This window comes from Neobacillus drentensis (assembly GCF_021560175.1).
Taxonomy (GTDB): domain Bacteria; phylum Bacillota; class Bacilli; order Bacillales; family Cytobacillaceae; genus Neobacillus; species Neobacillus drentensis_A.
In genome coordinates this window covers 3,828,255-3,839,735 of the sequence record NZ_CP091110.1, presented here as the reverse complement: position 1 = coordinate 3,839,735, position 11,481 = coordinate 3,828,255, and the positions used below count along the sequence as shown (strand labels likewise).

Annotated in this window: 8 protein-coding genes; 6 read left to right on the top strand and 2 right to left on the bottom strand. The window is 39.0% G+C overall.

From position 1 onward, the window contains the following. The first annotated feature begins 31 nt into the window (after positions 1–31). The 6 genes from L1999_RS17890 to L1999_RS17865 all read left to right on the top strand — a co-directional run bounded on the left by L1999_RS17890 (position 32) and on the right by L1999_RS17865 (position 6,949). On the top strand, positions 32–1,492 hold the full coding sequence (locus tag L1999_RS17890; protein ID WP_235739797.1) for an aldehyde dehydrogenase family protein: 1,461 nt from the start codon (positions 32–34) through the stop codon (positions 1,490–1,492). A 66-nt stretch (positions 1,493–1,558) separates the two neighbouring features. Beyond that, positions 1,559–3,079 carry a M81 family metallopeptidase gene (locus L1999_RS17885; RefSeq protein ID WP_235739796.1) on the top strand — a complete coding sequence of 507 codons (1,521 nt, stop codon included), beginning with the start codon at positions 1,559–1,561 and terminating at the stop codon, positions 3,077–3,079. Continuing rightward, positions 3,067–3,546, top strand: coding sequence for a GNAT family N-acetyltransferase (locus tag L1999_RS17880; protein WP_098528243.1), 480 nt, complete (start codon positions 3,067–3,069; stop codon positions 3,544–3,546). The genes L1999_RS17885 and L1999_RS17880 overlap by 13 nt, the downstream gene beginning before the upstream one ends. A 59-nt stretch (positions 3,547–3,605) precedes the next feature. Next, positions 3,606–5,015 carry a lysine 2,3-aminomutase gene (gene ablA / locus L1999_RS17875; protein WP_235739795.1) on the top strand — a complete coding sequence of 470 codons (1,410 nt, stop codon included), beginning with the start codon at positions 3,606–3,608 and terminating at the stop codon, positions 5,013–5,015. A 2-nt stretch (positions 5,016–5,017) separates the two neighbouring features. Beyond that, positions 5,018–5,296: a YokU family protein gene (locus L1999_RS17870; protein WP_235744389.1), complete on the top strand. Its 279-nt coding sequence runs from the start codon at positions 5,018–5,020 to the stop codon at positions 5,294–5,296. 165 nt (positions 5,297–5,461) lie between these two features. Then, positions 5,462–6,949 carry an amino acid permease gene (locus L1999_RS17865; RefSeq protein WP_275677036.1) on the top strand — a complete coding sequence of 496 codons (1,488 nt, stop codon included), beginning with the start codon at positions 5,462–5,464 and terminating at the stop codon, positions 6,947–6,949. A gap of 970 nt (positions 6,950–7,919) precedes the next feature. Here L1999_RS17865 and L1999_RS17860 read toward each other — a convergent pair. Continuing rightward, positions 7,920–8,885, bottom strand: a complete 966-nt coding sequence (locus tag L1999_RS17860) for a 3-hydroxyacyl-CoA dehydrogenase family protein (RefSeq protein WP_235739794.1) — start codon at positions 8,883–8,885, stop codon at positions 7,920–7,922. Positions 8,886–9,048: 163 nt separating this feature from the next. After that, positions 9,049–10,503 carry a gluconate:H+ symporter gene (locus tag L1999_RS17855; protein WP_235744387.1) on the bottom strand — a complete coding sequence of 485 codons (1,455 nt, stop codon included), beginning with the start codon at positions 10,501–10,503 and terminating at the stop codon, positions 9,049–9,051. Positions 10,504–11,481 lie beyond the last annotated feature (978 nt).

The window sequence follows — 11,481 nt, the reverse complement described above, 5'->3', positions numbered from 1 at the left end:
CTGCGGAATACCACAAAAGGAGGTCAAGCTTATGTCTAGCCAAATCAAAACAGATATTCTTCAGGGAGATCTTTATATAAATGGAGAATGGGTAACTGCGCCCGATCAATCGTATTTTAATAGTTTAAATCCCGCAACAGGTGAACTTGTTGGTATATGTGCGGCTGCTACACCAGAACAAGTGGATGATGCTGTCGAAATAGCGAATAAAGTCTATTTAAATTGGAAAGACACCCCCATTCCAGAACGAGCGGCATATTTAATGAAAGCAGCTCAATTGTTTGAAAAGAGAAAGGACGAACTTGCTCGTGTCATGACAATGGAGATGGGCAAAGTCCTATCGGAATCTTTAGGCGAAGCAGGAGTCGTCATCGCAACTGCTCAATACATGGCCGGTGAGGGACGACGCCTCTTTGGAGAAATAGTCCCGGCAGGTTTCCTAGACCGGAACGTAACAATGGTTCGTGAACCTCTTGGAGTTGTAGCGTGCATTACGCCTTGGAATTTCCCGGTTGCGCTTGCTTCCTACAAAATCTTTTCAGCCCTGATTGCTGGGAATACCGTCGTATGGAAGCCTGCTTCAGAGGTTGCGTTATCAGCAAAGATTTTTGTGGAAGTCTTGGATGAAGCTGGATTTCCGGCGGGGGTTGTAAACTTAATTACTGGTTCGGGAAGAATTGTGGGACAAAGACTTGCAGAGCATCCGGATGTGAAAGTTATTTCATTTACGGGTTCAACTGAAGTTGGACAACAGCTGAGTGAAATGAGCAGTAAAACGTTAAAACGGATTTCATTGGAGCTCGGGGGAAAAAACGCCGTGATTGTCTTGAAGGATGCCGACTTGGAAAAAGCCGCGGACGGAATCGTAAAATCGGCCTTTACGACAACTGGCCAGCGCTGTACAGCAGCAAGCAGGGTAATCGTGGAGCGTCCGGTAAAGGAATTGCTTCTACAAAAAGTGGTGGAATTAACAAAGTCTATGAAAATAGGAAATGGTCTTGAAGAAGGGGTACAAGTGGGACCACTCGTAAATGAAGACCAACTTCATACAGTCGAACAATATGTGAAAAAAGCGGTCGAAGAAGGCGGGGAAATTGTTTCAGGCGGTCAGCGTGTCAATGAATTGGGAGGCTTTTATTATGAACCAACCATCATTGAGAATGTCAAAGCGAAGGATACCGTTGCACAGGAAGAAATCTTTGGCCCTGTACTTGCCATCATTGAAGTAGATTCATATGAGGAAGCCATAGAGGTAAATAACGGGACCATTTATGGGTTGTCGACTTCTATTTATACTCAAAGTCTCCACTTTGCAAACCGAGCTGCCAAGGAAGTGGTCAGCGGACTTGTCTATATTAATAACGGTACATCCAATGCTGAGATGGGCGTTGCATTTGGAGGAATGAAAATGTCAGGAAACGGTCACCGTGAAGTATCCCATCATGTATTTGACGTCATGACAGAGTGGAAGTCAATTTATACAAATTATTAATTTTCAAAACGGACCGGGAAGTTCAGGAGGACTATATTAAACTTCATATATCCAAGGGGGGAGAATATGAAAGAACATCGTATCGGTATCGCATTCTTTTACCATGAATCCCACAGTTTCAGCCCAATAAAGACTGAAATCGAACAGTTTCTACATGAAGGCTACTTTATTGGCGATGAAATTTATGATGCCTATACGGGCACGAAAACGGAAGTGGGCGGATTTTTGGATGTTTTGGAACAAGAAAAGGCTGTCGAAATCGTACCTCTAGTGTGTGCGGCTGCGATTCCCTCCGGGGTCGTATCAACCGAAGCGTACTCGATCATCGAAAAACAAATGCTTCAGTCCATCCAACAGGCGGGAAGGCTGGACGGTTTATTGCTGGCATTACATGGAGCAATGGTTGTGGAAGATCTCTTTGATCCTGAAGAGCATTTACTGGGTAAAATTCGTGAGCTTCTTGGACCGCGGATCCCGATTGCTACGACACTGGATATGCATGCAAACTTAAGTGGAAAAATGATTCATTACACACCACTACATTTTGGCTTTAAAACCTATCCCCATGTTGATATGTATGATCAAGGCGTTCATGCAGCAAAGGCTTTAATGAACCAATTAAAGGAAGAGGTAAATTATTATGCTTCTTTTGAAAAATTGCCAATGATGCCTCCTTCAATCAATATGAGAACTTCAGAAGGGCCGATGCACAAAATGATCGAGTGGGCGAAACAAGCCGAACTGGAAGCAGGGATTGTGAATGTCTCGGTATTTGGCGGCTTTCCTTATTCGGACATCCCCATGGTCGGTGCAAGTGTGCTAGTTGTTTCCCTTGATCCGAAAAAAGGAGAAGAGACAGCTAAAAGGATGGGTTCCTTGTTCTGGAGTGTCAAAGAAGAATTTATCATTGATTTACCCAGTGTAAAGGAAGGGCTGGAATTGGCGCTTTCTATTGAAGACGATCGTCCGGTTGTTCTGGCAGACATATCAGATAATCCTTTAAGCTGTGGGAGCGGCGATACAACAGAGCTGCTTCGGGAACTGGTGATGCTTGATATTCCCGACATATTGTTCGGAGGGCTCTATGATCCCCAATCGCTCGAGCTTTGTCGTAAAGCGGGAGTAGGAAAAAAGGTATGGTTGTCCCTTGGTGGGAAAGTGTCTCCTGAATTTGGGGAACCTGTTCAAGTGGAAGCTACGGTAGTGGCTCTATCAGACGGGATATTTCAAAATACAGGCCCCTTCAATCAGCATTTAAAAGTTGATTTAAAGGGAGCGGCACACATCCGTGTGGGACAAATGGATATCCTCCTGATTGGCAGGCCGATGTCAGCGAATGATCCTGCAATGTTTCGTCATATCGGGCTTGAGCCATCGACCAAGAAAATTCTCGCGCTCAAGGCTAAAAATCATTTTCGTGCTGCATTTGAACCAATTGTTGGCCGGATCATTTATGTGGATGCGCCAGGTGTTGCTTCCAATTGTTTATCAACATTTACGTATCGTAATATTCCTAAGCCAATTTGGCCGCTGGATGATATCGAATATGAAGTGGAACGGAGGGAGAAAGAACGATGGAAACAATGAAAAAAACCTATTATATCGAAGTACCGGCTGCATTGAAGCCGGATCAGCTGACAATGATGATGGAGCTTGAGAAAGATGCATTTCCGGGATTTGGAGCAGTAGATGAACAAACACTTGTCCCGCTTACACGTTATGGGAAACTCATTCAGTATCGGCAGGAAAGTGATCCAAGACCGATTGCGATTTGCGAAGTGATGAGAGCTTACCACGATATTCATAAAGCCTATATTTTTGGATTCTATGTCCGCTCAGATCAGCAGGGAAAAGGCATAGGGAAATTATTTTTACAGGAGATTTATCCGATTTTGAAGCAAGATGGATTTCAAAAAGTATGCTTAACGGTCAACGTTGAAAATAAGTCAGCTGTTAAGCTTTATGAAAAAATGGGATTTGCTATAAAAGAGACGAGATTCGATGAATTTGGAGAAGGCGAAAATCGCTACTATATGGAATACTCCATTTCTTAATAAACAGAGAATTCATTAAAGGGGTCATAAAAAATCAACCATTTTAGGGGGAGTTACTAATGAGAAACACTTTATTCAAACCAAAAAGACATTGGAAAGAAATCGAGCTTTGGAAGGATGTAACCGATGAGCAATGGAACGATTGGGTTTGGCAGCTGACCAATACAATCAAAAATTTAGAAGATTTAAAGAAAGTTGTTAACTTAACACCTGAGGAAGAAGAAGGCGTTAAAATCTCAACGAAAACAATTCCGTTAAATATTACGCCATATTATGCATCTCTTATGGATCAGGATGATTCAAGATGTCCGGTTAGAATGCAGTCTGTGCCGATTTCTCAGGAACTGCATAAAACAAAATATGATTTAGAAGATCCCCTTCACGAAGATGAGGATTCACCAGTACCAGGGTTAACCCATCGTTATCCTGACCGCGTACTGTTCTTGGTAACAAATCAATGCTCCATGTACTGCCGTTACTGTACCAGAAGACGTTTTTCCGGACAAATTGGAATGGGCGTGCCAAAGAAACAGTTAGACACAGCGATAAATTATATTGCCTCAAATCCGCAAATCAGAGATGTGTTAATCTCCGGAGGAGACGGTCTCCTTATCAATGACAATATTTTAGAATATATTTTAAAAAATTTACGTGAGGTTCCGCATGTTGAAATTATTCGCATCGGTACACGGGCACCTGTCGTGTTCCCGCAGCGAATTACCGAAAATCTTTGTAATATCTTGAAAAAGTATCACCCAGTTTGGCTAAATACACATTTCAATACATCCATAGAAATTACAGAAGAATCGAAGCGCGCTTGTGAAATGCTTGCTAACACTGGTGTTCCGGTTGGTAACCAGGCGGTTATTTTGGCAGGGATCAATGACAGTGTTCCAATCATGAAACAGCTTATGCATGATCTTGTTAAAATTCGTGTTCGCCCATATTACATTTACCAATGCGATTTATCAGAGGGGATTGGTCATTTCCGTGCTCCAATCAGTAAAGGATTGGAAATCATGGAAGGACTCCGCGGCCATACATCGGGTTATGCCGTTCCGACATTTATCGTAGATGCCCCTGGCGGAGGCGGTAAAATTCCATTGCAGCCGAACTACATTATTTCTCAAAGCTCCAATAAAGTCGTATTACGTAACTTTGAAGGTGTCATTACCTCTTATCCTGAACCAGTAAACTATGTGGCAGGAAGTGCAGAAGATTATTATAAAAAGGTTTATCCTGAAGTATTTGAAAAGTTTGAAAGCAATGGTGTTCTGTCTCTTATTGATGATACCAAATTTAACTTGACCCCAGAAGGTTTAAAACGTTTAGACCGCCGTAAAACGTACCGGGAAAATCCTGAGCATAGCTCTTTAAAGGATAAAAGGGATAAACGGGACGAGTTAAAAGAGAAAAAGTTCCAGGCGCAAATGAGCAAGTACGAGATGGTGGGAGCAAAGGAGGAATAATGTTGATTTGTCAATGGTGCGAATCCGAAACAGTACATGAATCGCGCAACACAGTGTATTGGGAACTTCCCGATGGAACAAAAGTAATTGAAATTCAGGGTACACCGTCCATTCTATGCCTGGAATGTGGAATGAACTATCAAACAGATACTACGGTAAAAGAAATCGAGGATCAGCTATATTTGATTGATTCTTCCCTACTAGAAAAAAGTATGAAGTATGAAACCTTAATGGCTGCTCCGCGCTTATTGAAGCGAAACTACTTTGATTTTTCCAAATAAATAGCGAGCCGTCTCCCGTTTTTCGATAACACCAGTAATGAACTTTCTTATGGACAATTTATCCCAGCTATCTTCAAGAAGGGATAAATTGTCCAAACAATCTGCAATAATAGATTCTTATAGTTAGATAGATTCTTAGTGTTCAAAATGGAAGGGAGACAAGACATGGAAGCAATCAAAAGCTATACAGATAAAAATCAGAAAAATCGAAATACTATTGAGAGCGAAAAGCAAATGAAACGCAACCTAAAGGCACGTCACCTGACGATGATTGCTATTGGAGGGTCAATCGGGACAGGGTTATTTTTAGCAACAGGGGCATCCATTCAGACGGCAGGACCAGGTGGAGCGCTAATTGCGTATGGTGCTATTGGCATCATGGTTTACTTTTTGATGACTAGTCTCGGAGAAATGGCTACGTTAATACCGGTTTCGGGATCTTTTTCAACATATGCCAGCCGTTTTGTTGATCCGGCATTTGGTTTTGCGCTTGGATGGAACTATTGGTTTAACTGGGCCGTCACACTTGCGGTTGAAATAGTGGCATCCGCTATTATAATGAAGTTTTGGTTTCCAGATGTACCGAGCATCCTATGGAGTGCACTTTTTTTAGGATTAATCTTTTTATTGAATGCGTTGTCGGTTAAAAGTTACGGAGAATCCGAGTATTGGTTCTCCTTGATAAAAGTAGTAACAATCATTGTTTTCATTGGAGTCGGTTTGCTTACCATTTTCGGTATTCTAGGAGGGCAGTTTATCGGGTTTAAAAACTTTACTTTAGGCGATGCTCCGGTTCATGGCGGTCTTTTATCCATTTTAAGTATTTTTTTCATCGCAGGTTTTTCTTTTCAAGGAACGGAACTTGTCGGGATTGCTGCAGGAGAAAGTGAAGAGCCGGAGAAAAATGTACCAAAGGCGATTCGACAAGTATTTTGGCGTATTCTTCTGTTCTATATTATCGCCATTGCTGTCATTGGCCTTATAATTCCTTATACAAGTCCTAATCTGTTGGGCAGAGATGTCGACAGTATCGCTGTCAGCCCTTTTACCCTTGTATTTGAGAAAGTGGGCATTGCCTTTGCGGCATCTGTAATGAATACAGTTATTTTGACATCGGTCTTATCGGCAGGGACTTCTGGTTTATATGCATCGACTCGAATGCTTTGGTCGATGGCAAAAGACGGACAGGCCCCTAAATTTTTACAAAGAGTAAATAATCGCGGGATTCCAATGAATGCCCTGGTCACAACCACCATTATCGGAGGCTTGGCCTTTTTAAGTTCCATTTTTGGAGATCAAGTGTATACATGGTTATTAAATGCGTCCGGTTTAACTGGATTTATTGCATGGATTGGAATTGCTGTCAGCCACTACCGTTTTAGAAAAGCATATATCGCCCAGGGCAAGGACATAAATGATTTGAAATTTAGAGCTAAATGGTTCCCATTCGGTCCGATTCTCGCTTTAGGCATTTGTGTCTTTGTTGTTTTAGGCCAAAATTATCAAGCTTTTATAACTAGTGAGATTGATTGGTATGGAGTAGCCGTGTCTTATATTGGTTTACCGATCTTTTTGGCAGTATGGCTCGGGTATAAATTAATTCATAAAACAAAGATTGTTCCACTAAAGGAATGTTCTTTTGAAGAGAAGTAGTCCTAATAGAGAAGCGCTGTTCGTTTCACTCCGCACCTAATTATAGGCCTGGATTTATTTTAGGCGGTATTTAAAATAGAAACTTCTATTCAGGAAGGGGAGAGTAGAGGTTGAGGGAAAACGGTCTAAAAAACAATCAAGAGACTGCCGATATCCCTTGATGTTACACAAAATTATGAAGCTGAAGTGACCACTGGTGTCCTCGACAGTCTTCAAAACTGAGTGTATCTATAAAAATATTACCATTCATAATAGATCAAAAAAGTCTCGAAAAGAATTCACGAGACTTTTTATTTGCGAAGAGATAATATTCCTTGTAATAGATTAACTGGAATATTAATCTTCTCAAAGAATTTATTATATGATTGTTGTTATTTCTGATTACATTGTAAATTGCTTTATTACTATTATATATACATTATATTAATATTTAAACTCAGTAATAAAAGGTAAGCCGATTGTGTATCTTTAACAATAAATGATCTTTTTAGTTGATCGTCTATAGCAAGATGTGGCAAATTGTTGTGGTGACGATGATGACTCTTCGTCTTAGTACTGTAAAAGGACGTTCCATACCTAAGTGGAGAACGTCCCCTTTTTTGGTGTCATAAAACTATTGGTGGTGTGGGAAAGTGAGCATACAACATGGAGAAAAAAATAGCCCTTAAGAACAATTCTTGAGGGCCTCAAACAATATATAAAAGGGGGTCAGAGAAAAGCGCTAAACAATAAATAGCTTTTGAACTAAGAAGGGAATTCGCCTTTGAAGGAAATATTTCTTCAGTAGCCTTTTTCTTCTTCAAGTAACAGGAGAGTTGAACTTAAAATAAGTGTTTCTTGGGTCCGAGGGTAAATCTAAGTTAATCAACAAAAGCTTTTCCTATCCCAGAATCGGAGACGCTGTACGGAGCAAAAAAAAGAAGCAGGCTAAACCAACTTCTTTCTCACTATTTTTAAACTGTCACATTGCTTATTTAACTGCAGATGCTTTTTTTTCCTTCTTTGCTTCTTTGTCTTGAATTAATTTTAGAAGATCTAGGAAATTATCATCACGTGTATAAATTGCTTTTGCCCCATTATCATCGTATTCATAGAAACCTTTATTTGAACGAATACCATGTTCACTTTTTTCAACCATTTCTTTTAAGAATTTAGGAACTTCTCTTGTATTTGATAAATCCTGCTCGATGTTGTATACCATAGCTTGTGTTGTTTGCAGACCTGCTAAATCCTGACTTTCCATTGGTCCGCAGAAAGCCCATTTAAAGCCCATGCTTCCTCTTACAGCGATATCAATATCTTCTGCCGTACATACTCCCAATTCAATTAAGTTGAAGCATTCCCGTAGAAAGGCTACTTGTATGCGGTTAACGATAAAGCCGGTAATCTCTTTTTTCAGTACTACTGGAGTTTTACCGATTTCTTTCATTAGGTCATAAGTTACTTTTACGACATTTTCATCTGTCTTCTCAAATTTAGCAATTTCTACAATTGGTACAAGTTGTGGAGGGTTAAAGTAGTGTGTAATGATAAATCTTCCTGGATGTTTTGCTCTTTGTGTTAATTCTTTTAAAGGGAAAGTAGATGTATTAGATGCAATAATCGTTTTTTCAGAGACAATGCTTTCAATAATCTGGTAAGTATCTAATTTTGTCTCAAGCACTTCTGGAATAGATTCTAGAATAAAATCGGTATCCTGGATCGCTTCAAGTAAATCTGTTGTGTATTTAATATTATCCAAAGTCTGATCCATTTTTTCTTGTGACAGCATTCCTTTATCAACCATGATTTTCAGGCTGTTCGTAATCATTTTTTTTGCTGTTTCCAATGATGTCTCGCGTCTAGCTTGAATACGTACAATATATCCTGCTTGTGCAAGTAATTGAGCAACGCCATGACCCATAATACCTGCTCCAAGTACTGTAATGATCTTCATTTAAAAACCCCATTTCGTATTATATTTTCTCCATTTTTCATAATTAGAATAGAAAGTCTATTAAAAATAGGAAGCATCTTGCTATTTATTTTTATAATAGTAACTTCATTATGAAAGGAATTTATCAAATAGCTTTTCTTGGTGTTATGTTAATATATAAAGATTAAACAGAAATATTTTTAAATTGCTTCTTCTTATTTCCAGCCCCTTCAATCGTATGAATAAAAACTGCAGCAACTAGGATAGCTGCAATGGTTACACCAGCTAATATGACAGAAGTATCCATTAAGAGGACAAGAATAATTCCAACAATTGATGCTACTGATGAAAGAATCGTATATGTCGCAAATGTTTCTTTCATTGATAAGCCAAAAAATTCTTTTACCATCCAGAAGCCAGGATCATTTACGTGTGAAGCAAAAGCTGTTCCCGCTCCAGTAGCAAGAGCAACAAGTGCTAAGTTTGCCTCAGGATATGATTCTAGCATTGGAAGGACCAATCCGGCAGTTGATAATGCTGCAACAGTTCCTGAACCTAAACAAGTACGGAAAATTACGGCAATAATCCACGAAAGAAGAACTGGAGAAATGGAAACATCAGTAAACAGACTAGCAATATATTCCCCAACTCCGCCATCTATAATAACTTGTTTGAATGCACCACCACCACCAGTAATTAAGAATAGCAAACCAATCGCGTTTATGGATGCCCCTGCAGAGGACGTTAAGTCTTTCATTGGAGTTTTCCTGGCAAATCCCATTGTATATATAGCTAATAATAGTGAAATTAACAAAGCTACTGGAGCGTTTCCGACAAGACGAATAATTACAACTAAAAGATTATCGGCAAATCCCAATTGTTTTTGAAAAATATCTAAAAAAGCTGCTGCAAACATCAATAGAATCGGGAATACTGCTGTTAAGACACTGATTCCAAATCTAGGTGTTTCTTCTAATTTCCATATTTTTTGATCTCCTATTGCTTCCGCATTGCCTGTTTTTTCAAAAGCACTTGGGATCCACTTTTTGTTGATTTTAGGAAACCAAACTCCCGCAACTACAATTGTTGGTATCCCAATAATGATTCCGTATATTAATACCATGGCGAGGTCTGCTCCGTACTCCTGTGTAACGGCAGTGATTCCTGGATGAGGTGGCAAGAAACTGTGTGCGACAACTAAAGCACCTGCTAACGTAAGGCCAAAGTGTGTAATGGAGATCTTTAGTTCCTTAGAAATCATATAGATGATTGGAACTAATAGAATAAAGGCAACGTCCCAGAATAAAGCAATTCCTACGATAAAGGAAGAAGCAGCAATTGCCCATTGCACATTACTTCTTCCAAACTTATCGATTAATGTCATTGAAATTCGATAGGCTCCACCGGCATCAGCGATCAAACGACCAATCATCGCTCCGAAACCTAAGATTAGCGCTATATGTCCTAAAGTGCCTCCTAATCCAGTTTCTACTGAAGTGACTATTTCACCTAGCGGCATCCCTAATGCCAGCGCCACAACAAACGAGGAAATAATCAATGTGATGAAAGCGTTTAATTTGAAGACCGTGATTAAAATAATTAATAGAATAACCCCAAGTGCAACCATTAATAATGGCATTTTCATTTTCCCCCCTTTTTATATAACCCTAAATCTTCCATTAACTTATAGAATCACCTTTGTCTTAAACATTCAGAAAATAAATATTTTATACATATTTAAATTTTCTGAATGTTTATAGTGTAATAAAAAGCTATTGAAATATCTAATAGAATATAATTTGTAAAAAGGCGGTTTTTTTAAAATATTTTTTATAGTTGTAAGTCAATAAGGGGATCTAGAAGGAGAAAATATTACTGTATTGATTAATAATTCTTATTTAAAAAATCAGAGCCATATTAGGAGGAGAAAACAAGATGGTATAAACAGCAACAAAATTTCTCTTGTGAATTTGCCCTTACAATGTATTCATTGTGTTTATATATTAATAAAATCTTGAATTTTAGCTCTAGAAGAAAGATTATTTCGATTAGAATTAGATGGGGAAAAGATTTAAAATTAAATTAATAGAGATAATATTCTGATATATTTTAATTGCGATTTTAGACCATAGCACACTGTGTTATGTTTTGAATGCGGTTACATTTGGCTGAGGCATCCGGGATCAATGCTAGTTTTTGTGCATTTGATAGTTGCAAGATAAAAAGGAAACAGCCCTTTTTCATTACAAACCAAAAAAGAGATTACAAGGAAAAGAGGAGATTTTAGCATGTCGAGTTAATTACAAGCCTATTTTTTGGAAGGAAGAGTAGCCGTTGTAACAGGTTCTTCACAAGGAATTGGGAAGGCAGATGCAATCGTTGGTTTATCATTTACTTATTTTGCTCGAGTAGAGTCTAATTAGAAAGGAGCATTCATTATGGTAATGGTTTGTAAAGAACATCTCACAAAAGGATTGGAATTACTCCCTGTTCCACATGTAAAAAAAATGTCTGCCCAAACAAAAATTAAATGTTCCTTTTGTGGCAAACAGGCGGAACTAAAACTATTTCTTCTTCTTAGCGTTAGAGAGAAAATATCATTTAATCTGATTCCTTC

What these genes read in the sequence shown, in the direction of transcription:
- L1999_RS17890 (WP_235739797.1), top strand. Translation starts at nt 32, where the DNA reads ATGTCTAGCCAAATCAAAACAGATATTCTTCAGGGAGATCTTTATATA.
- L1999_RS17885 (WP_235739796.1), top strand. Translation starts at nt 1,559, where the DNA reads ATGAAAGAACATCGTATCGGTATCGCATTCTTTTACCATGAATCCCAC.
- L1999_RS17880 (WP_098528243.1), top strand. Translation starts at nt 3,067, where the DNA reads ATGGAAACAATGAAAAAAACCTATTATATCGAAGTACCGGCTGCATTG.
- ablA (WP_235739795.1), top strand. Translation starts at nt 3,606, where the DNA reads ATGAGAAACACTTTATTCAAACCAAAAAGACATTGGAAAGAAATCGAG.
- L1999_RS17865 (WP_275677036.1), top strand. Translation starts at nt 5,462, where the DNA reads ATGGAAGCAATCAAAAGCTATACAGATAAAAATCAGAAAAATCGAAAT.
- L1999_RS17860 (WP_235739794.1), bottom strand. Translation starts at nt 8,885, where the DNA reads ATGAAGATCATTACAGTACTTGGAGCAGGTATTATGGGTCATGGCGTT.
- L1999_RS17855 (WP_235744387.1), bottom strand. Translation starts at nt 10,503, where the DNA reads ATGCCATTATTAATGGTTGCACTTGGGGTTATTCTATTAATTATTTTA.